General features: G+C 47.3%; 28 protein-coding genes and 1 riboswitch. Of the genes, 3 read left to right on the plus strand and 25 right to left on the minus strand.

What is annotated here, in order from left to right; translation table 11 throughout:
- Positions 1-11 precede the first annotated feature (11 nt).
- Positions 12-1,208 carry a methionine adenosyltransferase gene (gene metK, locus RIN67_RS08270; protein ID WP_264999242.1) on the minus strand — a complete coding sequence of 399 codons (1,197 nt, stop codon included), beginning with the start codon at positions 1,206-1,208 and terminating at the stop codon, positions 12-14.
- Positions 1,206-1,325, minus strand: a riboswitch (SMK box riboswitch). Its footprint overlaps the gene before it by 3 nt.
- Before the next feature lie 127 nt (positions 1,326-1,452).
- Here metK and RIN67_RS08275 point away from each other — a divergent pair.
- Both RIN67_RS08275 and RIN67_RS08280 read left to right on the plus strand, forming a co-directional pair.
- Complete coding sequence (locus RIN67_RS08275) at positions 1,453-2,157, plus strand: hypothetical protein (RefSeq protein ID WP_264999241.1); 705 nt, start codon at positions 1,453-1,455, stop codon at positions 2,155-2,157.
- Between the two features lie 100 nt (positions 2,158-2,257).
- Complete coding sequence (locus RIN67_RS08280) at positions 2,258-2,599, plus strand: hypothetical protein (RefSeq protein ID WP_107739143.1); 342 nt, start codon at positions 2,258-2,260, stop codon at positions 2,597-2,599.
- Positions 2,600-2,635: 36 nt separating this feature from the next.
- Here RIN67_RS08280 and RIN67_RS08285 read toward each other — a convergent pair whose 3' ends face one another.
- A complete protein-coding gene (locus RIN67_RS08285) occupies positions 2,636-3,283 on the minus strand; it encodes a hypothetical protein (protein WP_264999240.1) in 648 nt (215 codons plus the stop codon).
- Positions 3,284-3,632: 349 nt separating this feature from the next.
- Between RIN67_RS08285 and RIN67_RS08290 the strand changes: the two genes are divergently transcribed.
- On the plus strand, positions 3,633-3,986 hold the full coding sequence (locus tag RIN67_RS08290) for a heavy metal-binding domain-containing protein (protein ID WP_024745999.1): 354 nt from the start codon (positions 3,633-3,635) through the stop codon (positions 3,984-3,986).
- Positions 3,987-4,436: 450 nt separating this feature from the next.
- On the opposite strand, the gene RIN67_RS08295 is transcribed toward RIN67_RS08290, so the two are convergent.
- The 23 genes from RIN67_RS08295 to RIN67_RS08395 all read right to left on the minus strand — a co-directional run bounded on the left by RIN67_RS08295 (position 4,437) and on the right by RIN67_RS08395 (position 22,703).
- On the minus strand, positions 4,437-5,027 hold the full coding sequence (locus tag RIN67_RS08295; RefSeq protein ID WP_264999239.1) for a GH25 family lysozyme: 591 nt from the start codon (positions 5,025-5,027) through the stop codon (positions 4,437-4,439).
- Entirely contained in the window at positions 5,027-5,554 is a 528-nt protein-coding gene (locus RIN67_RS08300) for a phage holin, LLH family (protein WP_264999238.1), read from the minus strand. The genes RIN67_RS08295 and RIN67_RS08300 overlap by 1 nt, the downstream gene beginning before the upstream one ends.
- Complete coding sequence (locus tag RIN67_RS08305) at positions 5,551-5,769, minus strand: hypothetical protein (protein ID WP_313825934.1); 219 nt, start codon at positions 5,767-5,769, stop codon at positions 5,551-5,553. The genes RIN67_RS08300 and RIN67_RS08305 overlap by 4 nt, the downstream gene beginning before the upstream one ends.
- Positions 5,770-5,801: 32 nt before the next feature.
- A complete protein-coding gene (locus RIN67_RS08310) occupies positions 5,802-6,191 on the minus strand; it encodes a hypothetical protein (protein ID WP_264999237.1) in 390 nt (129 codons plus the stop codon).
- Between the two features lie 11 nt (positions 6,192-6,202).
- Entirely contained in the window at positions 6,203-6,370 is a 168-nt protein-coding gene (locus tag RIN67_RS08315) for an XkdX family protein (RefSeq protein WP_157662848.1), read from the minus strand.
- Positions 6,371-6,381: 11 nt separating this feature from the next.
- Positions 6,382-6,810 carry a hypothetical protein gene (locus tag RIN67_RS08320; RefSeq protein WP_264999235.1) on the minus strand — a complete coding sequence of 143 codons (429 nt, stop codon included), beginning with the start codon at positions 6,808-6,810 and terminating at the stop codon, positions 6,382-6,384.
- A gap of 12 nt (positions 6,811-6,822) precedes the next feature.
- A complete protein-coding gene (locus RIN67_RS08325) occupies positions 6,823-8,709 on the minus strand; it encodes a hypothetical protein (RefSeq protein WP_264999234.1) in 1,887 nt (628 codons plus the stop codon).
- Between the two features lies 1 nt (position 8,710).
- Positions 8,711-9,301 carry a hypothetical protein gene (locus RIN67_RS08330; RefSeq protein WP_264999233.1) on the minus strand — a complete coding sequence of 197 codons (591 nt, stop codon included), beginning with the start codon at positions 9,299-9,301 and terminating at the stop codon, positions 8,711-8,713.
- Entirely contained in the window at positions 9,291-10,469 is a 1,179-nt protein-coding gene (locus RIN67_RS08335; RefSeq protein WP_139960768.1) for a baseplate J/gp47 family protein, read from the minus strand. Before RIN67_RS08335 ends, RIN67_RS08330 begins: the two co-directional genes overlap by 11 nt.
- On the minus strand, positions 10,456-10,857 hold the full coding sequence (locus RIN67_RS08340) for a GPW/gp25 family protein (protein ID WP_052951336.1): 402 nt from the start codon (positions 10,855-10,857) through the stop codon (positions 10,456-10,458). The genes RIN67_RS08335 and RIN67_RS08340 overlap by 14 nt, the downstream gene beginning before the upstream one ends.
- Entirely contained in the window at positions 10,857-11,201 is a 345-nt protein-coding gene (locus tag RIN67_RS08345) for a hypothetical protein (RefSeq protein ID WP_069360090.1), read from the minus strand. Before RIN67_RS08345 ends, RIN67_RS08340 begins: the two co-directional genes overlap by 1 nt.
- The gene (locus RIN67_RS08350; RefSeq protein WP_264999231.1) at positions 11,201-12,442 is read right to left on the minus strand and encodes a hypothetical protein; all 1,242 of its coding nucleotides are present in this window, start codon (positions 12,440-12,442) and stop codon (positions 11,201-11,203) included. The genes RIN67_RS08345 and RIN67_RS08350 overlap by 1 nt, the downstream gene beginning before the upstream one ends.
- Before the next feature lie 5 nt (positions 12,443-12,447).
- Positions 12,448-12,714: a phage baseplate plug family protein gene (locus RIN67_RS13375; protein ID WP_390894216.1), complete on the minus strand. Its 267-nt coding sequence runs from the start codon at positions 12,712-12,714 to the stop codon at positions 12,448-12,450.
- Positions 12,614-12,829: a phage baseplate plug family protein gene (locus tag RIN67_RS13380; RefSeq protein ID WP_390894214.1), complete on the minus strand. Its 216-nt coding sequence runs from the start codon at positions 12,827-12,829 to the stop codon at positions 12,614-12,616. Before RIN67_RS13380 ends, RIN67_RS13375 begins: the two co-directional genes overlap by 101 nt.
- Before the next feature lie 5 nt (positions 12,830-12,834).
- The gene (locus RIN67_RS08355; protein WP_086231911.1) at positions 12,835-13,482 is read right to left on the minus strand and encodes a LysM peptidoglycan-binding domain-containing protein; all 648 of its coding nucleotides are present in this window, start codon (positions 13,480-13,482) and stop codon (positions 12,835-12,837) included.
- The gene (locus RIN67_RS08360) at positions 13,482-19,262 is read right to left on the minus strand and encodes a phage tail tape measure protein (protein WP_313825931.1); all 5,781 of its coding nucleotides are present in this window, start codon (positions 19,260-19,262) and stop codon (positions 13,482-13,484) included. Before RIN67_RS08360 ends, RIN67_RS08355 begins: the two co-directional genes overlap by 1 nt.
- Positions 19,263-19,276: 14 nt before the next feature.
- Positions 19,277-19,447, minus strand: coding sequence for a hypothetical protein (locus RIN67_RS08365; RefSeq protein WP_313825930.1), 171 nt, complete (start codon positions 19,445-19,447; stop codon positions 19,277-19,279).
- A 10-nt stretch (positions 19,448-19,457) separates the two neighbouring features.
- Positions 19,458-19,832, minus strand: a complete 375-nt coding sequence (locus RIN67_RS08370) for a hypothetical protein (RefSeq protein WP_264999227.1) — start codon at positions 19,830-19,832, stop codon at positions 19,458-19,460.
- Between the two features lie 70 nt (positions 19,833-19,902).
- Positions 19,903-20,301, minus strand: coding sequence for a hypothetical protein (locus RIN67_RS08375; RefSeq protein ID WP_042750524.1), 399 nt, complete (start codon positions 20,299-20,301; stop codon positions 19,903-19,905).
- A 14-nt stretch (positions 20,302-20,315) separates the two neighbouring features.
- Positions 20,316-21,353 carry a DUF3383 domain-containing protein gene (locus RIN67_RS08380; RefSeq protein ID WP_264999226.1) on the minus strand — a complete coding sequence of 346 codons (1,038 nt, stop codon included), beginning with the start codon at positions 21,351-21,353 and terminating at the stop codon, positions 20,316-20,318.
- Positions 21,354-21,365: 12 nt separating this feature from the next.
- A complete protein-coding gene (locus tag RIN67_RS08385; protein ID WP_313825929.1) occupies positions 21,366-21,836 on the minus strand; it encodes a phage neck terminator protein in 471 nt (156 codons plus the stop codon).
- Positions 21,829-22,203, minus strand: a complete 375-nt coding sequence (locus RIN67_RS08390; RefSeq protein ID WP_264999224.1) for a hypothetical protein — start codon at positions 22,201-22,203, stop codon at positions 21,829-21,831. Before RIN67_RS08390 ends, RIN67_RS08385 begins: the two co-directional genes overlap by 8 nt.
- Complete coding sequence (locus tag RIN67_RS08395; RefSeq protein ID WP_264999223.1) at positions 22,203-22,703, minus strand: hypothetical protein; 501 nt, start codon at positions 22,701-22,703, stop codon at positions 22,203-22,205. Before RIN67_RS08395 ends, RIN67_RS08390 begins: the two co-directional genes overlap by 1 nt.
- Between the last annotated feature and the right edge of the window lie 57 nt (positions 22,704-22,760).

Consider the following 22,760-nt stretch of genomic DNA (forward strand, 5'->3'; position numbering starts at 1 on the left):
CATCTGTTCACTTACTTGTTCTGGTTTAAGGCTGCCTTTAAAGCGTCGACCTTGTCGAGGTGTTCCCATGGCAAGTCAATGTCGGTCCGGCCAAAGTGACCATAGGCCGCCGTCTGCTTGTAGATGGGCCGCTTCAGGTCGAGCATCTGGATGATGCCGGCAGGCCGCAGGTCGAAGAGTTGCCGTACGGCAGCTGCCAAGGCGCTTTCCTTGACCGTTCCCGTACCAAAGGTATTGATGGAGACCGAAACGGGTTCGGCGACCCCAATCGCGTAGGCAATCTGAACTTCACACTTCTTCGCCAATTCCGCAGCGACAATGTTCTTGGCGATGTACCGGGCCGCATAACTAGCCGACCGGTCCACCTTAGTGGCGTCCTTCCCGGAGAAGGCCCCGCCACCATGGCGGGCTGCCCCACCATAGGTATCCACGATGATCTTCCGTCCCGTCAAACCGGCATCCCCTTGAGGACCCCCGATGACGAACCGCCCAGTTGGGTTGATGAAGTACTTGGTCTGGTCATCCAACAACTTCGCTGGGATCACGGCCTTGATCACTTGGTCGATTACGTCTTGACGAATCTGGTCTAACGTCACGTCTGGATCGTGTTGGGTACTTAAGACCACCGTGTCCACCCGCATAGGTTGGTCGTTGTCGTCGTATTCAACGGTAACTTCCGCCTTAGCGTCTGGCCGCAGGTACGGAATCGTTCCCGACTTCCGTAAGCTCGCAATCTTACGCATCAATGCATGGCTCAGTGTGATCGGTAATGGCATGTATTCGGGTGTCTCGTCGACCGCGTACCCGAACATCAGGCCTTGGTCACCGGCACCAATCTGGTCCAGCGGGTCCGTGTCGCCATCCCGCGTTTCCAGTGAATCGTCGACCCCTTGGGCAATGTCGGGTGACTGTTCATCGATAGCAACCAATACCGCACAGGTATCGCCGTCGAAGCCGATGCTGGCATCGGTGTACCCAATCTCGCGAATCGTCTGCCGCACGACCTTTTGGATGTCAACGTAGGCCTTGGTCGAGATTTCACCAAAGACCAGCACTAACCCCGTGGTCACGGACGTCTCACAAGCTACCCGTGAGTCTGGATCTTGTTCCAACATCGCGTCTAAGATGGCGTCACTGATCTGATCCGCAATCTTATCGGGATGACCTTCAGAAACGGATTCTGAAGTAAATAAATGTCTTTCTTGCAATGGATATTCCCCCTAGATATGGTGGGTGCTAAGTTGACCGATAATCTTAAGCACCGTTCGGTTACAAGGCAGCTTCACTGTGACGTGAATCCTATCGGGAATTGACTCATAACTTAAAAAGTCTAACACAAATCCGCGCAACTGACAAAGAAACCCCTAAGAAATTCACCGGATAAGTTGACCCGACCGGTCACAATTACTATGATTAAAGTTAACCTAATCTTTGTTGAAATGGAGCGATTCCATGACCGCTTTCAAGGCCTTTTTAAAAAATCGGACCGTCCAGCAACTCGCCCTCTTCACCCTATGTCAAAACCTCTTATGGTGGCTGGTCGGCTCGACCGCCGCAACTGGTCACCCCCTAGCTTGGACCGTTAAGGGGTTTTTAGGCGGTTACGGGGTCCTACTCGCCGCCGGTTACTTCTTGATCCTACGACGCCAGTTCCAGTCCCACATCGGTCCCATCTTGGTTGTGGCAGCTGCGACGCTGGGGTTGTTAGCTGCTCCCCACGATCACTTACTTCAATTATTCGCCGTTTTGCTGTGTATCTTTTTGGTGTTGGCCTGTATTCCGCGGCTGGGACTCCAATCCATCTATGGTCTGATTGTCTTCAGCGTTCTTGCCGGGTGTGGCGTTCCCGTCATTCTTTTCTTCCTGCGGAACCACTATCTCGCCACCCAGTTCCTCATCGCACTGATTCCCATCATCGCCAGCTATGGCAACTTCTTCGCCCCCTACTACGTTCACCCGCAGGATTGGCGTTGGACCCTGGTGCCCCCCATCATCTTAATCCTGACCATCTTGGTGTTGCCCCTAACTTGGAAGACGATTCTCGCCATCGTATTAGTTAGCGGTTACTGGTTCTTGAACCAACACATTACACAGCGCTACCAGCTGGTCACGGCGGGCATCGGACAACTCCTGATTGGCTTCTTGATTCTGCGCTAAGGGGCAATCGTTAAAGTTTCGCTAAGCTCCCGTTAAACGATTCTGCTGCAAGCCCCTTTTATGCTAGAATAAGGCATCATCTGATAATGGAGGAACCTGAATGCCTGAAATTAAAGTGGTAGGCGATATTCGTAGTGGCAAGTATCAACCCACCCTCACCGGTAACGCCATCGTAGACGCGGCGTTAATCGACCACTTCTGTCACCAACTGGCGACGGCTCTGCATCTTCCGAACCATCAAGTTACCGCAGAGCACCACTGGAACCAAGTCGTGGCACCTCACGTCATCTACATTATCGAAACGCGAATCTGGCAGGCCAGCCTGACACCTGGGGATCACCAAAACGTGATCACGGTCCCGGCAACCGACCTGCAACGCGGTCAAATCAAAACGGCGTGTGCTAAACTCGCCCCCCGGTTGACCCAGTCACCCATGCACTAATGCGACCATCCACTAACGGGATGATCGCATTTTTTGTTAGGTATAGGCTTGGACGCTGAGAAAGTGATGGGCTAACCAGATTGAGTGGGGCTCCAGAAATTTCTGCAACAGCATCAAGCCTTCGGTCCACGGGACGACCTGCTGGTGGTGGGTTACTTGATTGGTGCGCCAATACAGATGCTGGTTTTGCACCACGTAATGCCGTCGCAGTCGTAGCTTCGCCTGCGGATAGCTAATCGTCTCGACCAGATCACCATTGGCAACCTGGTCTGGCTTGACCCGGAGCAGTGCGTCTAGGTCCCAACTGCGTTTACGGTGGGTCGTATGGTCGTGAAAGGCCATCTCGTACCCAATCGTAACCGTTGAACTTAAGATGACGTGCACCGTTTCAAAAAACTCCCGGCGAAAACACGCGACGTCCGTAATGTCGCCGTAGCACATGCGATTCTGACGATAAGTGGTCAATGACATGGTGAGGCTCTCCTCAGCTTGATGCAAGCTGTCCTTATAGCGTTGGTTGAGTTCAAAAAACTGGTCTAATAGCGCCCGTTGTTGGGCCGTAAAGGCTGGAAGTTGGGGAATTTGTAAGTTTTCAGTAGCTGTCACAGGAATGGCGCCGTGTTTTTCGGAGCTAACAATACTTGGCTCGGTCGTCATTCGGTCAAACTCAAAGCGGGTTTGCATGGCAGATGACTCCTTTTTATAAGTTTAAACGAGACTAGCTTAGGTAGTGACTAGCTTCTCTCGTTATGGACATAGCATATCATAAACTAAGCATGACGCCATTAACTTTTCTAGCCGAGATCAGTGGTCTAGTTCGTGATTAAAAGTCCTAAATGCAAAGATTGCGCTTGCAGAGAAACATTTCGGCCTGTTCACCAAACATTCTGGTTTGCCGTTAGTTTGTAAACTGGTTTACTAATTATAATAAAGATAATAGCGAATATTGGTCTAGTTCCCACCAGCGACGCAACTTGCGTCTAAATCCCCTTTCAGGTATAGTCGAGATAGCTCTATACGAGGAGGAATAAACATGGCTACCCCAATTTTAGTTACCACTACAGAACAGATTCCTGGCAAGCACTACCAAGTCATTGGCGAAGTCTTCGGCTTGACGACCCAATCTAAGAACGTCTTACGTAACATGGGCGCGGCACTGAAGAACGTGGTCGGCGGTGAGATCCGCGACTATACCAAAATGCTCGATGAGGCCCGTAACATCGCCGTGGACCGTCTCCGACAAAACGCGGAGAAGTTAGGTGCCGATGCCGTGGTCATGATGCGGTTTGACTCCGGATCAATCGGCACGGACATGCAATCGGTGGCCGCTTACGGAACTGCCGTGAAATTCGTAGAGGCCGATCCCGCTCAACCACAGCAGCTGTAACGTTTTAGTTGCCGCTAAAAGTCCCACTTGCTGATTCACTAGCAGGCGGGACTTTTTTAGCGAGACCGGGGTTATCGCAGGACTTGATCAAAAGTCCCCGTCGTTGTGGCCCATCTGTTGGACACTTATCGGGGAAAACGACGACGTCTATGTTGCAATTATGCCCAGAGAACAGCGATACTGGAACTCTTAAGCTCTTCATCACGGGTCTCCCCCATCCTTACCACAATTCGATAGTCATCGTCTAACAGGGATTAACGGCCGTTTAAATTGTTGTTTCCTAACAGGCGAATGGACTTAAAAAGTGAGACTATTTTTGCTACCGCAATTGCTACCGCTTAGGCCCAAAAGTCGCCAATCGGTAGCAATTTCGGTAAAAAGACCGATCACAGGAAAATTTGAATAAACAAAAAAGAGTAAAAACGCTGATCTCTCAACGTTCTTACTCTTTCAACCCGAACAATACATTTGGCTCACATCGAAGCCCCCATAACAGCCAGGAAAGTGTTTTGTACTAGTCCACTGCCAACCGCGATAACTAGCATAAAACTTCAGGCCCACCGGGTTAGATGGATAGTTGGCAATCCAACCACCGCGTCCATGATTGTTAAGAGGCATTGAGTTAGTCCAAGAACCCATGGTGTACACATCCGTCTTAGGATATCCCATACGTTTAACTTCTGCGACCCATGCTTTAATATTCGCCGCATTACGGGTCCAGCCAAGATTGTTCGCTTCAAAGTCCAGCACAATTACTGCATCTTTACCAAGCCCGGCATTTAATGCGCAACGAGCTGCTATTCGGGCCTCTGCCTTAGCACCTGCTACGGTTGTAAACCGGGCAAAGTGATAACCGTTGACATGTAAACCTGCTTTAACCGCGTTATGAATACTGATCTTTGCTGTTTGGTCCACGAAATATGTGCCCTCTGACAGCTTTGCAACCATCGCACGAACACCATACTTTTTCATTGACTTCCAATTGGCAACGGTCATCGTTCCGTTGTTGTTAGAAACATCAACCATATCATTTCGAGGCATTACTTTTCATCTCCCTCCATCGGGGTCTCAACTGGAACACTTTGAGCTGGAACCTTCAGTGGGGCAATTTCTGTGTTGCTCTCAGCCTTTTGTTTGGATAGTTGTACCTCTTTATCCGCGAACACTTGCTCTGTGGACGCCTGTGCAACGTCAAATTTAGCCTGCTTCTTCTGTGCAACGGTACTTTGGGTGCTCATCGCTTGATAGGCCTTTTCGATGGCCGCAGAAATAATTGCAGGATCAATGTTGTGACCTAATCCTTTTAATTGACCGGTAACATCGGAAATTGCCTTTTGCCGTTTTTCGTCTCCCGGAATTTCGTAATACGTGGATAAAAGATGAACAGCGTTATCGGCCAACTTGTCCAACAACGTCAATGCCTCTCGCTGATTGGCAGACTTGTTCGCCACAATCTTTTGCTTCAACGCTGGGTTTACTCGAGTAAACCAGCCAATCAGTGCAAAAATTAAGACACCTAAGATACCGGTGTCGTTGAGTAATTTAATAATCTTCGTAAATTCATTCATGCTTTTTCCTCCTGAGATTTTAACTGACTCTTGAGCTCTGCATTTTCAATTCGTAGCTGTTCGTTTTCCATAATTAGTTCATGATTCCTTTTTTCGGCTTCATCAGTTCGCGTCTTCATCTCCATGTACAGTCCTTGCCATTCTTCACGATTAGACTTCTTCCGTGATATTCGATTGGTGTACCATGCCGCAATCATACCGGCTACAACTGACATGATTAGATATATCTGATGCAAATAGCTCTCAGTCAAACTGAATCCGAGCGGCGGGCAATAATCATAATGACAATGGTCAGTGCGGCATTACTGATCCACGGCATTCCGCTCCCCATAACCATTGAATGCAATAACTGATAAAATGACAAGGTCGCCATGGCAAACGTGGCAACGGTTAAAATGATGTGATCCATCCTAACCGACCGCTTAGGGTCCAAGGCCCAGATTGCCATAACCACACCAATCACCACATACATCATGCCTACGGCATCATCATTCGCAATTTTAGCGACTACTGGTGGCCAAGTAAAATAATGATCACTAACCATCAAAAATAGGCCAATACCAATCATGGTTAAAGCAATCACGGTATGCAGCGGATTATCTCGAATTGGATGATACATATAAATTCCTTCTTCCATCAAAAAAGCACCTAGGCGGTGGTAGTATCCGTCGTCGGTGCCGTGTAATCCTTACCCGTAAGTTCTTTGTACTGATCCGGTGTGATGCACCAGTTGACCATATAACTAATGTCTAAGCCCCATGAAGCATACAATTTAGCGTCTTCAATGCTTGGTGCTGAAAATGGATTATTTCCCATGATAACTCCTCCTATTCTGTCTTGGCTGCGATTTGCTTTTGCACTGCCACAATTTGCTGTGACAGACTGACGAATTGCTTCTGAAATTGCTCCTGCGTAGTAACGAATTGCTGCTGGGATTCTACTTGAGCTTTCGTGGCACTCCCCAGAGCTGTTTGCAAGCCTTTAATCGTCATAGTCTGCTGATTAATTTGATCACCCTGCTTGTCAATCAATCCTTGCAGATAGTCAATATCCAAATTGGGTAGGTTACCCGGAGCTATGACTTCTTGGGAGTCATCACTCTTGAATGCGTACATCCACCAGTATCGCGTGAAGTATTGAATCGAGGTGGTCGGGATATTCACCGCTCGTAATCCATCTGCTGGCTCAAGCATAGGCGTGGTGTCCTTATCTGGAAATTGATTATTTGTGTCTGACTTTACGTAATAAATTGGCATTGTGGTTCCTCCTTAAATTCCATTTACTAAGCTTGTATAATAAATTCGACAATCTGGATAATCTTGGGGTAGAAACGTCACACCCGCCAGATTATTTGAGATATATACTTGTGAAGTGAAAACAACCTTGGCTCCTGCATAACCTAAAGAAGCTGCGTGTGAATTATTGTCACTAATTTGTCCATAATTCGTTTGAAAATTGATATTTGAAATTGTCGTCAGCACACTAGACAAATCCATCACTAACGATATTGTATCAGTCACCAGTGTCGATTTAGAAGATGTACTTCCAACATGACTCGGTGTCCCCGCAAAAAAGAATGAGATATACTTTTCGTCACGATTAATCTTATACACAATTTTTGCTGCTGAAAATGCCTTGTAATTTCCTTGACTTACATCAAAGTTCAATTCACGCCAAGACGCATCTTCAAGGCTTTTCAAATCGTCGCTGGTAGCGACTGATTTACCTCCGTTCACAGTAAGCTTGGTGAAATCAACAGGTTCAGAAACAACCCCAGTGTCAGGGTTGCGGTGAACCACGTTAGCGGCGTTAGCGGGTACATAAGACTTACCATTAATGGTTACCGTATCATCGCCATTATCCTTGACTGAATCTAGTCTCGATGGTGACCACGGTGACACTACAGATTCCTCAGCAACCTTTACTTCGGTAATAAAAAGACCCGCAGACTTACCATTTGTGGACCCATTATTGTCAAAGCGAATTTGACCTGTGATAATGTCATCTGGAACTGTAAAAGTCCCTGAACGCCCATCAAGATTGTTATAAGAAAGATTGATTCTTTGCTGTAAGATCATTGGGACTTGCGTGCCATCCGCCTTGTATCCAATGAAGTAAACATCTTCATGAACGACATTAGCAGATGCAAACCCAAGAAAGCTGTAAGCCATAGTTTTACCAGCTGTCACAGAAAATGAATTGCTCATTAAATAGACCTCGCTAGCATTTCCGCTGGTGAATGTGTTCAAATTGACGATTTGAATCAGATTATCCTTATCACTATGGTAAAATTTATGAGGCGTAACAAAAATGGAAAATTTAGTGTCATCTACAGTCCCATTGCCGAATGCCGTCCACCCATTGTAGTTCTGCATATAAGCTGAGTTGCGAACTAAGTTTTCGGCACCATATCGACCATTTTTACTGATTTTGTCGCTAGCCTGTGTGTCCGCGTATGCCTTGGCCGCCTTGAGTGTTTCAGCGTCGCCATCGGAGACGTCCTCGGTGGTCGCGATAGCGTTGCCAGCACCGTCCGTGGCGCCCCCTGCGAGCGTCTGCGACTTGGCGAAGGTGTTGGCCGCATCGGTCGTCGCGATGTTCTTGGGCAGCTTGCTGGCAAAGTCGTCGTCGGTGACAAATTTGGCGTCGACTTCCGCCTTCGTGTAGTAGTTTTTCATGGTACTCTCAAATACTTGCTGAGTCACCATATTAGCAGGATTAACCACTACAACGACGTTAGAAGCCCTACCCACAGTGGTATTAATTCCAAAACCCAGATAGGAACCATCAGCATCTTTGTGGACAAAGACAGAATCCTGTAGCACGGTGACTCCATACAAGACTTCTGTGCCATCGTCATCCTTGGCATATAAGGCCGCGGACCGCATCTGATAGTCAGCCTTTGACTCGGCCTGATTCACATCAACTTGTACGTAAACCGTGGTCGTGTTAATTACTTGGACTGCCGTAACCTTCCCGTCTTGTTGAATATTAGATAATTCCGTTAGCTTTGCTAAAGCGTCGTCCGTATCGCTAAAGTGGTCGTCCGTACTAATGGTGGCCCGTGTAAACTGCATCTTTGTTTCATCAGCGCGGACCCGCGTTTCTAACGCAAAACCTGCATCAGTCATAATGGTTCTCGAACTGTCCGCCATTTTATCCCTCCTTTAATTGCGGCACACTCATCGTCGATTCGATAACTTGTGTCGTCTGAAATTGCATTGCGTAGTAAAGCGTGGAATTAACCGTCTTCTGGAATCCGATTCCAGCTACCCGCGTGGGGGCCGCGACTGATGACCTAATTTGATCCAGAAGTAAGGCCTCTTTCTCCTGCGAGTCAATATAGATTGCCGGGACATTCAAGACCTCAATTGCCATCGGTTCACCAGTTACGTTCCAAAGAGAGCGTACCCGGAATTCATGTGGGTCCGCAGAGAGGATTGCCGAGACGACATCATAAATTTGATTAATGGTCCCATCGGTATGTCGCCGCGCGAGCCGTGCGTAGATCATGCGTCGATAAAAGTCATCATCGGCCTGTCCACGGTAAATGCCAATAAGTTTCCCGATTCGATCAAGAAACTCCTTTTTGGAAGTATCCAACGCCCGCATTTTAAACATGAAGTTTAGTTGGTCCTCACCTTTACTCATGGGTTGCTCAGCCAGTTGCATCAGCTTCCAGTTATTTGATTCGGTAGAGCGGTCAAAAGATGGTGGCAAGTTCTGTAGGGTTGGATCAATCTGCATTCGTAACCACCTCGATATCTCCATCTTCGTAGGCTACTGCTTCAAAGGTCGCAAGCTGAATATCAGCGGCTGTCAAAGTTTCCTTTGAACGGCCAATCTTGATGTCGGCATCCGTAACCCCCGTAACGCTATAGACCAAAGTATACAGATACGTAAAACGCACCTTATCTCCCATCGTTAAGGAGTTAAGGTACGTTTTAATGTTGTCTTTGATTTGGTCAACACCATCAGATTCAAACAGCGTGCTGTCTATATCTAAAGTAATCGACATGAAGAGTGGGACCCCGGTTGGTCGGTCAAAGTGAATTTCCTGCGGGTGTCCGCCTCGGTCAAGAATTCGGCATACTGTAGAACCCACTGTTTGGGTACCTCCCGCTAGCACGTCACTGATTGCTTGTGCGACGTCCCCATCGATTCCCCCTGCGGCATAGACGTGAATAGACTTAGGTGGATCATCATTAGCATCAGTTTCATTGGTATCGTTGACGTTGACCTCTACTTGGTCCACACCAGCTACGTTTGCTACAGACGATTTAATCCCGTCTTGAGTGGCTCCAGACAATGATTTCTCAAAAATTTCTACGCGTTTACGAAAGGCCTCATCATCTTCAGTCACCATGCCACCAGTCGCCGCAATCGGGTTTGTCACGGATGTGATATCTTCGACCGGCATTGTCTGCTTAGTAATAGTTTCCGCTGCTACGTTAGCATCGGCGGACTCGTCCATCGATACTGCGGTTCCAGACCCGTTACCATCAGCGTCCAAGATTAACGTGTCCTCGAGCATGAAAATTTGGCCGTCCTCAGTCTCAAACATTTCGTCCGGGTCAATTACGGTATCTGGTTTCCCGGTGAAGTTAAGCGTTACATAAGCTGGTTGGGCTTTGTTTCGTGTCAGCCCCAGCAGTGCGACAACCTTATCCAGGTTAACTCCCGTGGCAGTATCGTAAAACCAGGAATCCCAGACCTTACCGATGGTCTGCTCGTAAATTGCCATACGGTGAGCTACGATACGAATGAAGCTACCTAGAACTGACTTCTCAGAGGTATCAATGTTGGCTCCCATCAGGCTACCAGCCAGCTCAAAGAGATCAATTAAAATTGCATCTTCGGGTTCTGCGATATAGCCATGTTCGGTCGCCCCATACTCAGTACTAGTATCCGCCATCTAGTGTCACCTCCTGCTCAATTTCTTCGTAATTATCCTCATTTTCGGTTTGGTTCATATCTACAGTCATCGTCAATGTTATTGACAGAATCCGCGTTTTATGGTCCAAACTAAATTCAGTATCAGTGATGGCCACTACCCGTGGCTCCTGATCCAAGATGGCATCTTCAAAATCGCTTTGCGCAAACGCCTCGTTAAAGTCCTCACCTAGCAGGTTCTCATAATCCATCCCCAATTCTGGGGCCAGCGGTGCATCGCCAAGTTGATTGCTAATAATGGTACGAATGCACTGAGCCAGTTCTTCCTGACCACTAACTGTTTCCATTTGCCCATCGTTAATCACTAAGTCACCGCTCGCGTTCTGTTTCATATCCCGTAAGTCAGCCATTAAAACACCGCCTCGATAAATGCGTCATTCAAGCTATGCAAACGGTCTGACGCATTTGAAATATCCCCTGTATCGCCTACATCTGCTTCTGAAACGTCGCGATCAAAGAAGCCCACACTAACGCTGACATCCTTTTTGACATCGTCTCGAGCATGTTTAGGAATTCGTACACTCAGAATCATCCCTCGCTTATCGCCATCAGACGCAAGGTCTTGTGGTTGCACGGTGCAGGTATGATCTGACTCGACTGAAACCACTCGACAAAGTAGATGGACGTGTGTCTCACGCTTGACCTTCCGGGCAAAAAATCTAAAAAACTTCAAATCCTGTCGCTTGTTTGCCATTACTTAAGCACCCCCGTAGTCAAAAATGAGGAACCGTCGTAAGCGTGTTCCCCATTATCGACGACCATCGTTCGATTCAAATTCCGGCTCTTAACTTTGATTACGGAGTCTGTCGTAATGCGATGCTGCAGCAGGCAACTAAAGCTCCATGATTCACCATCGTCATCTTCGCTGTAGCTTGGTTCCTCAGTCAGTCCAGTTGTGTTCGACAGCAAGAATTCGGCTGGCTTGGTGGCCGTACTATTCTTCTTAGCCCCACCAGCCTTCCGTAAGGCCTTCTCCGCTTTATTCAAAAGCTTCTGTGCATTTTCCCAATCGTCCTTTGCATCTTTAACTTCCTGGGTCCGCTTGGCGTAGGAAGCTACCGCGTTCTTGTGGGACTTCAATCCGCCAACCTCACTGATGCGTTGTTGCCAATGAGCTACGGACTTTTTGGCTGCGGCCTTACCGCTCTTGGTCTTGGCTTTATCCAAACGTCCTTGTGCGGCAGTTAAATTCTTCTTGTACTGAGCACGATCCTTTGAGATGGTCGCCGTCGTCGACGACCGATACTTGGCGGCCGTCCCTTGCTGGCGCACCTTATTGGTGTAGTGGGTATGAGCCGACCGAACTGCCGCGCGCCGTGTTCGCACGATTTTCTGCAGATCACTGGCACTGGTGTCATAGACCACGCAGTATTTTCCACGCACGATTCGGAGAACCGAACCACACTTCTTAGCGATAGACTCAATCAATTCCAACGGTTGACCATCAGCTGTATAGCCCTTTTTAAATTTCTTTGGAATTTGTAGCTTGATGGATTTCAGCGGAATACCTGACTTTTTGGCAATCGCCTTGATAACTTGTTCAGCGTTCGACTCTCTCTTGAAGGTAATCGAAACGTCTTTCTTCTTGGAGTAGTCGGCACCCTGGATGAAGGTGAAACTGAATTGGGAGTCCACCCCGGACCACAACAGTGGCGGAATCTTGTTAATGTTCCCTTCCGTTAAAACACCAACATCGCCTTTATACCCGGCATAAAGTGTGACGTGCTCTCCTTTTTTGAAAAGAGCTCGTGTTTTCTTAGACAAGTTCATGATGGTCACTGTCGCAACATCTGGTGTGGGTTCGCTAGAAAATGGCACGCTAAACTGAATTTCCAACAAATGATTCAGCCGATTGAGGTTTTCAAGCGTCACTTTTTCCTTACCTGTATCCAGAACCAACTTGACTCGCCGATCCACTTGATACTTAGCTGCCATCATCATCACCTCCATCTTCGCCAATTCCAATAGTCATCGCTACTAAGATCATCTGTTGGGTCAACGTCATCAATCATCAAGAAGACGGTTCGTCCAAAGGTTTCAGCATTGACGGCTGTAGATTGTCCAGATTCGTCCATCGGCACAAGGTCGACCGCTGGTAGTCGGTCATCATTGACATAGGCCCATAGTCGATGATTGAGTACCAATTTCTCTCCCAAAATGATGGGATTGAGGTCCTCGTCGTATAAATCGACCGTAAAAAAAATCACCAACAGCGTTGTAGGACACTCCAAAGTTGAAGGTGATATCTGCTAATTCAATTTCAAAAATTTCCGGCAAATCATCAACATCTACCGGAATATAGTCACGCTGTGACACCACCATTCACCTCACTTAACTCGAACCCGGACACCAATTGGAATCTTCCTATCCGGATACTTGTTCCACTTACGCAACATCGCAATCGATGTTCCAAAGCTTTGATGGAAACCCCAGTAGGTGTCCCCGGCTTTAGTCTTGCGATAAGTACCCTTGGTCTGTTCGGACTTGGTGCTTCCCGTTCGCTTCTTGCTACCATTATTTTTCTTCCCCTTCTTTTTGATTCGGGAAGTCTTAGCAAAATGTACAAACTTGAGGCTCATTGTTGCCTCAATGGTAGAGGTGTACTTTTCGCCATGACGGGTTAAGTCCTCAATTTGAAGGTGTTTGTAGTAGACAACAGCGCCCTTAAAAACCACTTGTGTGCCATCGAATCGCCACTTATTCAGTTTGGACCAAACCTTATTAGCCTTAGCCATCGTATCTTCTTGAATCAAGATTGAAAGGGTGATTGTCTTACTTGTTGGCCGCGAATGATCAGTGATAGGTTCGCCCTTCTCAATCGCATACTGAGTTACCTCTGAAGCAGAATCATCATCCTCAGTCTTGGCATGAATCCCGATTCGTTGAGACATCTTATTTTTTCCGTACTCGTGCATGTATGCACCAAAAAACTCGGAAGTCCCATCCCGAGTTCGCTTGTATACAGGTTTTACCATTAAGCTCCTCCTAACAAGTCTTGTAACTGCTCAAAGCTTTCACCTATCGCTTCCTTGACCCACTTCATAACTTGTTGCTTCTTAGCATTTCCACCAGCATCACCAGTGATATTGACATTGATCGTTGGGTGAAAATCAATCTTGGGTTTACTGCTGTGTCGTGAATTTGAAGGAATTGCTTGGTTCGCAATCTGCTTCGATTTCTCGTGCGGATAAATGGTTCCGGCTGAGTCTGGCTTGAAGAGTTCTGGTCCCTTCTCACCAACAATTGACCACTCACCAACCTTCGGGCGACCGCCCTCGGCAAAGCGGCGATGCCCCTGTGGCCCAGAATGTAACCAATCATACTTAGCAGTTCCCCGAATAGATGTGTTTCCAGTCGCATTTTTGTAGTCCGAGTTGTTCAGGAATGCCAAGACTTGGTCATACGGGTTCATGATATTTTTGTGTCCCTTAACGGCGTATGCCGCAAAGGTTCCAGGCGTGTACTGTAGTGGGCCCCGCGCTTCATTACCGCCAGAGTTTGAATCATGAATCTGTTGCATGATTGACCGATTACCAGTTTCGGACATTGCTGTCTTGAGAATGGCACTCGCAATTTGATCACGAATTCCTTCAGGAACCTTCATGACTTCTTCGGCCTTGCTGATCATAGCTTTTGTAATGGATTTACCGCCCATTGAGCCACCAAAACTACCACCAGTCTCAGTTTGCAGGTGCTTAGAAATCCAAGCCAATGCTGACTTGCCAATCTCTCGCTTGAACAGCTTTTCAACGCCAGTATCCTTAGACTTACTCTTCTCCGCGCCAGAGCTCTTGCCATGCATCTTGGTTACATCGTACCAGCCGCTAGTAGACAGCATGTTCTTCTTCAGCGGATTTCCTTTAGTAACACCGATATGAACGTGAGGACCAGATCCTGTACCGACCAGCTTTCCTAGCGTCGCAATACGCTGTCCCGTTTTTATCGTTTCGCCAACGCCAACTTTAATATTACCCATGCCACCGAATTCCTGATAAATTTCTTGGAATCCATCATCACTCTTTACAATGATGACTTTACCTAAATCAGAAATTCCAACGCCACCAATTCTCGAAACAGTTCCACCATGAATGGCTCTGATAGCTGATCCCAATGGTCCACTGAAATCAACACCATCATGAGCGGCACCAGCACCATAGTACTGGGCACGAGATGTTCCAAACCCATCCTCCTTAGCAAGCCCTGGTGAGTGGGCCCAGTTACCGCCGGCCCCGCTACCGCCATTAATTGCATCATTGATGACGTTCCATCCAGCCTTGTACCAATTAGGGCCGACAGAATCTGTTGCGCCCTTGGCTGTAGTGGTCAACCCACGTTGCAGGTCGGACCCCTTAGGATTAGCTGTCTTGCCATCAAAGTCACGTTTCCAAGCAGCATCTGGGTTCTTGTGATTCTTAGTAGCCAGACTAATCAGCTTATCATCAGACGCACCAGTACCTTTCTTGAAGTGTGGCAAGTATGGTTTGGCCTTCTCAACCTGTGATCCGTTGAAGACTTCATCACCCTTTTTCAGGGGCGTAATGACATCCTTACCAATAGGCTTCAAAAGTTGACTGCCACGTGCCACTAGTTCTTGTCGAGGGCCACTTGTTGCGTCGTTAAGAACAGCCAGTTGATCACTAGCAATTGGACCCTTAGACCCAGTTGCGTAGTGAATTGGCTTCAAAACAGACTTGTTCCCACCAAACTGTGCCAGTGTGGTATCGATACTGCTGATACCGGAATTCATCGATGAAATTGCACCGGCCATCCCGTCATGGGCTTGACCTTTTAACTTGCCAAAAATGGACCCAAAATCGCTAACTAGGTCCGTTGTGACGCTGTTAAACTGCTTGTGCATCGACTTCAGTGAGGCGACTGTATCATCTTTGACATCGTCAAACTTCTTGACCGCCTGCTTATGCAGTTTAGTGGTCTCAGATTCCGCATCAGTGCGAGTATCATGCCACAATGAGGCGTTCTTCTTGTTGAGCTGTTTCAGCGACGAAGCAGACTTCTTAGACATGTCACCGTAGTTCTTAGTGACTAATTTCGACATCTTTTTGGATTCCGAAATTGAGTCTTTAGAAGTCTTCTTGCTCAGCCCTGGCATAGCGGCTCCGCTACCAGTAGCAAAGCTAGTTAACTGGGTCGTGCCAGCAGCAAAGTTAGGGAGTCGTTGTCCAAAGGAACCTCGCACCATCTTAGTAACATCTGCGTGGTTGTAGATACGATCACCTGACCGTACCTGTAGAAGTTGCGCACCCTTAGCACCCACAACGCTGAATTGCTTCCCGCGTTGTAAGACCTCGGAGCCATTTTCCCCAACCATTGCCATACCGGTCTTACGGATTGATCCACCAACAGCTTTTCCAGGGAGTCCCTGATTGACTGTAATCCCGCTACCCATATAAGTTTTCCCAGCTGCCTTGGCTAACTTGTTTCCGGGATTGTAGTTATTCTTGATGGACTGCGTATCAGATACTGGCTTTTGGTGTTTAGAGCCGGTTGCAGAAGAGTTTTGATTAAGCATAGTTTCAAGATTATTGGACATAACGCCCATAATCCCGTTGATACCACCTGCGGCATCAGCGGCTGCTTGAACTACGGCATCGCGTTGCTTTTCTGCCCAGTGCACCGTTTTCTTGTACTGATCATATGCCGCACTAGTGGTCTTGTCGTACTGATCCTGAGCGTATCCCTTGATTCGCTTATACTCAGCAGACTTTACACCATAAAGCTGCTTAGCTGACTTTAGAGTCTGATCGTAACGGTCCTTTGCTGAAGAAACTTGCGCAGTGTAAGTCTTCTTAGCATTGGATTTCGTCAGACTATAAGATTTGGCCGACTGACTGACCACCGAGTTGTATTGCTTCGTTGTTAGCTTAGATGTCCGAGAGTTTAGGTTTCTTAGTAAGGACTGCTGCTTCTGATTTCCTTTATCGGTTAGCTTAAGAATATCTGAATTCAGCTTCCGAACCAGTGCGACCCTATTCTTACCACCGGTACGCTCATCACGTTCAATCGCCGTATAGTCGGCTTTGACAGCCGCCAAGTGCTTTTGATTGTATGACTTTTGTGAATTAAGTGCCTTTTGTGCTGAACCAGCACTAGTTGCACCAATCTTTTCCAAAAAGCTTGCGGCCTTAGTTGATTTAGAAGTCGTCTTATCGACATAACCTGACAGAGCTGAGTATGCTTTGTCGTACTTAGTGCTATTAGACGTAAGCAGTGAGGACTCGTCTGCCTTGATTTTCTTAGTCTGTTTTAAGGAAAAATCGGCTGCAGCATTGGCCCAGTCCTTATTTGCCGAACTGACTAGCTGAGTCGCTGTCTGGGTGGCGGTTCGTGCGTCCTTTGGCAAAGAGTCGAAGGGATTGTCCTTCTTAGATGCCTTACCAGAAGACTTGTGTGAGCCACCACTTATGCTCTTATTGTTAGAACTACCTACAGATAAGCCAGAAATATCATTACCAGCACTGGAACCGTAAGGATTAGTTCGTAGCGTTTGGTGACTCACTGAGCCACTCTTTTTAGCGCTGGCATCGTAACTATGAATATTTTTGCGTTCTGTCTTATTTACTTGTTTAACAATGGGACTATCAGCAATTGTATTGCCTATGGCCCCACCAACAGCTGCACCAATTGTGGCAACAAGTGGATTTCCACCACTTAGAGCGGCTGCAACTCCACCGCCGACTGCGGAACCAGCGCCGTGCCATAACTCCTTGCCGCCTTGCTTGCTATCAACACCAGAATGAATTGCTTTAACAACATCGCTACCAATACTTAAACCAATACCAGCATAAGCAAGTTTAGAGACTAAACTAGAAGCAGATAGTTTCCCAACTTTGCCGGTAGTTGCCGAAGAGACCGAGCTTGCGGCACTAGCAGCACTTTCGGATTCTGCCAAAGCCGTCGATGACGCTGCTAATGCATCCTGCGACACAGCTAAGCCTTTGACGAACTTGGCCGTCTTGATGGCCGCACTACCTAGCGTTGTGATAACACTAACAACTTTCGCTGCCGGTGCCAATGCAGCAACCGTTATGGCAGTCCACGTCAGCATAGTCTTTTGTGACTTATCGAGTTTGCCGAACTTCTCCAGCAAGCCCCCCATACCGATTGCCAGTTTAGTAATCGACGGGAGTACCGTTTGTGCAAAAGTGATGGCTAATCCTGATGCTGCCTGTTTGAATTTGTTGATTTGGTTCTGAGCAGACTGCATGTTTTTGGCAGACAGCTTGCCGGTATAGTCATTCTTAGCTGAATCCTTGACCTTCTCGTTTAACTTGCCAAGCTGATCAGCATTTTCAGCTAAGATGGCTCCAGCTTGTTGCCCTGTTGCCCCAAACAGATTATGGAATACAGAGGCCTTTTCAGTCGCTCCTAGCTTGGCACTATGCTTTTGAATTAGGCTAAAAGTGTCAGCCATAGACTTCATATCACCATTTTTCTTGGTGAAATCTTTGGTTGAAAGTCCTAATTTATCAAGCGCACCTTGTGCTGCTTTTGAAGGTGTCTGTAGACTGGTCAGTGTCTTACGTAACCCAGTCCCGGCTTTATCAGCTTCGAGACCATTATTAGATAAGATACCGATTGCACTGGCAGTTTCGGACAGACTTAATCCGGCTTGCTTAGCACTGACACCAGAATAACTAAGAGCAATCCCCATCGAATGGAAGTCCGTTGCCGTCAAATCAGCAGCGTATGCCATTTGATTAGTAACTGTCTTAGTGTTCTTGATCATGCCAGCAGTAGAGTTGGCCCGCATTCCGAAGGACTCTAAGGCTGCTGTTGAATCATGCACAACGTCTGAGAAACTGTCCCCAGAAGCTACAGATGCCTTTAGCATGGACTTCATAGAACCAAGAGACTGCTCAGAGGTGTAACCACGCTTGGTTAGCTCTTGATACCCCTCAGCAATTGACTTTTGGGACTTGCCATACTGGATAGAGTATTTAGCACCATCAGCCTGCATTTGCTTAGTGGCCTTCAGTGAAGTTCTGGCACTCTCACCACCAGTCGTCAGCAAGTTATTGGTGACCTTGTACTCATGCTGAAGCTCAATGGCCTTCTTAGCTCCATAGACAAACGCGGCGCCAACACCTAGGCTCAATGCCTTGGTCTTATCATAAACACGGTTAGCAGACTCAGACGCCGTCTTCATGGACTTCTGGGCTCGATTGAATCCGTTGAGTTCGTTAGAAGTCTTAGCCATCTGTAGGCCTAAATCATTAACACGCTTTCGCTGTGCCTGATAAGCCTCCGTTGTTGCTCCATTAGCTGCTTTAATCCGCTGAAGCTGGGTTACCTCTTTACCGTACTGAGTCTGTAAGCTCGCGTATGTGCTGCGGAGTGACCGAATATGGTCACTATTGGCCGCATGTGCATGGCCCTGCGCCTTCAAGGTCTCGGTATACGAAGCATCGGCCTTCCGGCTAAGTTCTAACGACTTTCGCGAAGACTTAAGCTCATTTTCGTATTCCTTTACCTGCTCTTTCAGCTTGGCCCTATCTTGCGCAGACTCTCGATCCTGTCGTCCAGAATTGCGTTGGTCCTCGGTATAAGACTTGGCAGCTGACGTAGACTCTCGCTGGGCCACTGCTGAAGCTCGCTGACTGGCTGAGAAACTGGCACTTGCCGTCGTTGCCGACTTTGTTGCCGTTTCTAGTGTCTTGACGCTACCTTTCGCAGACCGTAGTCCACTATCATCAACTTTCCAATCAATGTCGATTGTCGTGTGCTTGATTGCCATACTTTTTCACCTCACTATTCTTCGGGATTCAATTCTTGCATCAACTCAAACTTTTTATCAGCTTGATAGTTAAACATTTCTAGTTCATCAAAGGTCGCCAACTCAACCTCTTCGCGCGTAGCAATCCCCATCTCAACCGGCCACTCATACTGCCGATTGTCTCGATAGGCGAGCTCCAATTGCATCCCTTTACGATTACTTTTGCAGCCATTTGCCAAGAAACTGATCAGCCTTTTCCATGACCTCACCGTAACCGTCATGTTCATCCCAGTAATCCCAGTTCGTCTTAGGATCCACAATTACCGTCTTCATTAAGCTTTCGTTATATACAGAGTTATTAATGACGCCATTCCCCATGCGGGCAAAGTCAACGATTTGGTGAGCTTTCTTTAAACCAGGGAAGAAGAAGGTATAGTCTTTGGGACCATCGAAATCTTCAACCGTGATAGTTTCAGTTTTACCAATTCGCTTCAGTGGTACTCGCTCTGCTTCATCACGTTTTTGTCGTGCCTTAGCCACCTCGTTGGTCGCCTTAGTGTCTTGCGATACAGTTTTCTTTGCTTCAGTCATTTGTAATCACCCTTTATATAAATTTTTGGTACAAAAAACGCTCAGGGAGTCGAACCCTAAGCGTCTAGTTTTATTCGTTCATTTCATCGTTGTAGTCAATGCACAAGATTACCCATGCTTTAACGCCGGTCTTGGTCCCCGCACCAAATGATGGCACCTTTTGGATTTTGGCCTGATTCGAGTAAACCCGTTCGTGTGGCGTCGTAACACTCAACGTAAATTCTTTATGGGCATTAGCGAGAGCCATCAACTTAAGGTTCGCTGGTGAGCCAGCAGACAGGTTAATCGTGATAGTTCCATGAATGTCATTGTTTGTACTAAAAACACCCCAGCCTTGAGCATCAACATCATAATCTTCAGAGTTGTTGGCTCGTTCGCCTGAGACCATGTCTCCGGGTTGATATCCGTACATGGGTTCACTATCAGCAATGACCTTGACATCAGTTGCATCGTAATTCCATTTAGCCATTATTTATCACCCCTTTAGTATGGAAAATCGAGAGTACCGCCGACCTTCATGCCATGCACAGCATCGGCAGGCGTATAAGACCAGTGAATCCCGTTGTATTGACGGTTCTTGATGTCCTCAACAGACAGGTCGGCATACTTATCAGCCGTAACTGAATAGTCCGCTGCCTTAGTTGTGGCATTGTAAGCAATAATCCCGTTGGCATAGGCCGTAGAGAGAACCTTCTCAACAACTGCTTGGATTTGAGCAAATCCAAGATCATCGAAAGTGATCTTATCTTGCGTGTTCAACAAATCTTGAAGAGATGATTCAATGTTGACCTTGACCCAATCACTACCGTGTAAGACATCAATCCAGTCTCCAGAAGCCGTCCAGCCATTAGAGCTAACGGCCTTTTTCCCTTTGACCACATAGCAGATACCATGAGCCGCCTCAATTGCCGCATACTCTGGGTAGGACAAGTCATCGACCTCAACACCCACTAAATCTCCCTTACCTTTCCACGTCACAGAGCCGACCGTCTGGTTAGCTACTCGACCTAAAAAAGCCACCGGAAAGTTATCCGTCGTGGCCTTATGAATTAGGTTAATGGTCCGCTTATTGGTGTAAGCTTTCGCTGCATCCGGCGTGGGGAACTCCGCAACTAAGAACTTAAAGTTCTGTTCTTCGATGTAGTTGCTAAGTTCCAGCTGATCTGCGTCATTATCACCGATAACAACGGCGAAATGCCAAACGCTAAAGAAGTAATCCGCAGCGGCCGCAGAAATCCCGCCAGTCGTTGCCTTCGTATTAGCATCAGTCGTGGACGCTGTGTAGGTGATCACTTCGATTGTGGTCCCCGCATTCGGTTGTGCGTAGTAAGCAGCTGCCACATTATAAATGTTTGTGCCTTCCGCGTAGTCAGCCGCTAAGGCATCCAAGCTTGAATACACTTGGTCCTTTTGGGTATCACCCTTAATAAAAAGTCCCGGGACCCCTAAACCAACAGGGATTACCGGGTGGTTGACATCAATCGTAACAATGATGTCACCAATTTTCGTAGCTACAGTCATTTAGCTACCTCCTTAATTTGTATTATCTAAGTTAATCTTGTCGATGGTTGGAACATCTTCATGGAAGCCATCTACTACTCGAAGATGTAAATCAAACCCAACGCGCCGTTCGTAATTGATGGACTGAAAAACGCTTCGGTTGTTGAAAGAGTCAATGTCGGAAATTACAATATCGTGATCTGTTCGAAGTTTGCGACGCACGGCATCAGATTTGAGATTCTTGAAGAGCTTCATAGCGAGGTCTTGAGCCTTAATGCTGTTGTCACTACAGCAAGTCATTGAGACCGTCAAATCGAACATCTCACCGTTATTCATTTGCTCCATGTCCTTGATGTAAGGCGTAGTGATCTTATAAGTGAAGAAAGGGTAAGCGCGTTGCGGGCCAGAAAAGTCCTGCTCAACTAAGTCACATCCCACAAGGCCTTTAACTTCGTCAATTAGAACGTCGGCTAGTCCTCCATACTCGAAAGAACCGTCAGTCATGGTTACTTACCCCCTTCAGGTCGTACTCGTGCACGTCAGAGTAATCCGTATAATCCCGCTCGTGGTCAACAACGTATTTTCGACCGGTCCGCTTATTTTCAACGACTGTTCCCTTAGGGGCCTCCATCGTTGAATACCAAACAGCATCATAAGACTGCGTTTCCCCACCCGCATTATGCTGAACCTCCATGCTGTACAGTGATGTCTTGGATGGCACCACCAGTGGCTCACTGACCTCAACTGGTGGCGTCTCAGAGTCCTTAACCCAAGTTCCATGCTCTAAGTGACCACCCTCACCATTGGCAGGTAGATACACTAGCAGTGGGATTCCAAATTCCACTAGCATGTCGGCAAACTCTTCATACATCAGACGTTCACCACCTTATATCTCACAGCATCAATAAGATGACCTGTATCTTCCAGTGGTGAGTTAGAACCTTTACGAGCAATAGTTATGGGAGAATTGGCAGGTGATTCAATGGAGCGTATTTTTTGCACGATACTCCGTTGAATGCGATTACCTAAAGATTCCATGATTTTTCTAGCTGTAATACCGCTATCACCCATCCCCAGCTCGATAACTTGATCAACAAGATACTCAACCCAATCATCAACATTTTCGTCAAAGGTAGACCGAATAAAGGATCGCTCTGGGATATGAACTTTCTTAGCCAGATAGAACATTGGGATAAGTCCGCCCTTACCATCACTGACAGCAAGAATGTTTTTGTCCTTTGGTCGAAAAAGGCCCTCAATATCCCGGGCCTTAGCTCCCTTGGGCACATTCTCGGTGGGAATCGTCAACCATTTGCCGTTTTTCGGTTCAATATCAGCGCCATACTCGTTGGCGGACGCAATCATTTGCATAAACGACCCGTCCTCACCAAATATCCCAACCTGCAACTGTAGATGACTTAGCTCCGC

The sequence above is a fragment of the Levilactobacillus namurensis genome, assembly GCF_032197885.1.
In the GTDB taxonomy this organism is placed as follows: Bacteria; Bacillota; Bacilli; order Lactobacillales; family Lactobacillaceae; genus Levilactobacillus; species Levilactobacillus namurensis_A.

Bases quoted from the DNA above. Each gene is read 5' to 3' on its own strand.
- RIN67_RS08285 (WP_264999240.1), bottom strand. From the start codon at position 3,283: ATGCAAACCCGCTTTGAGTTTGACCGAATGACGACCGAGCCAAGTATT.
- RIN67_RS08355 (WP_086231911.1), bottom strand. From the start codon at position 13,482: ATGGTAAAACCTGTATACAAGCGAACTCGGGATGGGACTTCCGAGTTT.
- RIN67_RS08275 (WP_264999241.1), top strand. From the start codon at position 1,453: ATGACCGCTTTCAAGGCCTTTTTAAAAAATCGGACCGTCCAGCAACTC.
- RIN67_RS08350 (WP_264999231.1), bottom strand. From the start codon at position 12,442: ATGGCAGCTAAGTATCAAGTGGATCGGCGAGTCAAGTTGGTTCTGGAT.
- RIN67_RS08375 (WP_042750524.1), bottom strand. From the start codon at position 20,301: ATGGCTAAATGGAATTACGATGCAACTGATGTCAAGGTCATTGCTGAT.
- RIN67_RS08300 (WP_264999238.1), bottom strand. From the start codon at position 5,554: ATGAATGAATTTACGAAGATTATTAAATTACTCAACGACACCGGTATC.
- RIN67_RS08365 (WP_313825930.1), bottom strand. From the start codon at position 19,447: ATGCAATTGGAGCTCGCCTATCGAGACAATCGGCAGTATGAGTGGCCG.
- RIN67_RS08385 (WP_313825929.1), bottom strand. From the start codon at position 21,836: ATGACTGACGGTTCTTTCGAGTATGGAGGACTAGCCGACGTTCTAATT.
- RIN67_RS08310 (WP_264999237.1), bottom strand. From the start codon at position 6,191: ATGGAAGAAGGAATTTATATGTATCATCCAATTCGAGATAATCCGCTG.
- RIN67_RS08340 (WP_052951336.1), bottom strand. From the start codon at position 10,857: ATGGCTGACTTACGGGATATGAAACAGAACGCGAGCGGTGACTTAGTG.
- RIN67_RS08305 (WP_313825934.1), bottom strand. From the start codon at position 5,769: ATGTCAGTTGTAGCCGGTATGATTGCGGCATGGTACACCAATCGAATA.
- RIN67_RS08325 (WP_264999234.1), bottom strand. From the start codon at position 8,709: ATGGCGGACAGTTCGAGAACCATTATGACTGATGCAGGTTTTGCGTTA.
- RIN67_RS08370 (WP_264999227.1), bottom strand. From the start codon at position 19,832: ATGACTGAAGCAAAGAAAACTGTATCGCAAGACACTAAGGCGACCAAC.
- RIN67_RS08395 (WP_264999223.1), bottom strand. From the start codon at position 22,703: ATGCAAATGATTGCGTCCGCCAACGAGTATGGCGCTGATATTGAACCG.
- RIN67_RS08335 (WP_139960768.1), bottom strand. From the start codon at position 10,469: ATGGCGGATACTAGTACTGAGTATGGGGCGACCGAACATGGCTATATC.
- RIN67_RS08330 (WP_264999233.1), bottom strand. From the start codon at position 9,301: ATGCAGATTGATCCAACCCTACAGAACTTGCCACCATCTTTTGACCGC.
- RIN67_RS13380 (WP_390894214.1), bottom strand. From the start codon at position 12,829: ATGGTGGTGTCACAGCGTGACTATATTCCGGTAGATGTTGATGATTTG.
- RIN67_RS08390 (WP_264999224.1), bottom strand. From the start codon at position 22,203: ATGTATGAAGAGTTTGCCGACATGCTAGTGGAATTTGGAATCCCACTG.
- RIN67_RS08280 (WP_107739143.1), top strand. From the start codon at position 2,258: ATGCCTGAAATTAAAGTGGTAGGCGATATTCGTAGTGGCAAGTATCAA.
- RIN67_RS08290 (WP_024745999.1), top strand. From the start codon at position 3,633: ATGGCTACCCCAATTTTAGTTACCACTACAGAACAGATTCCTGGCAAG.
- RIN67_RS08320 (WP_264999235.1), bottom strand. From the start codon at position 6,810: ATGCCAATTTATTACGTAAAGTCAGACACAAATAATCAATTTCCAGAT.
- RIN67_RS08345 (WP_069360090.1), bottom strand. From the start codon at position 11,201: ATGGCAAACAAGCGACAGGATTTGAAGTTTTTTAGATTTTTTGCCCGG.
- RIN67_RS08360 (WP_313825931.1), bottom strand. From the start codon at position 19,262: ATGGCAATCAAGCACACGACAATCGACATTGATTGGAAAGTTGATGAT.
- RIN67_RS08315 (WP_157662848.1), bottom strand. From the start codon at position 6,370: ATGGGAAATAATCCATTTTCAGCACCAAGCATTGAAGACGCTAAATTG.
- RIN67_RS08295 (WP_264999239.1), bottom strand. From the start codon at position 5,027: ATGCCTCGAAATGATATGGTTGATGTTTCTAACAACAACGGAACGATG.
- RIN67_RS08380 (WP_264999226.1), bottom strand. From the start codon at position 21,353: ATGACTGTAGCTACGAAAATTGGTGACATCATTGTTACGATTGATGTC.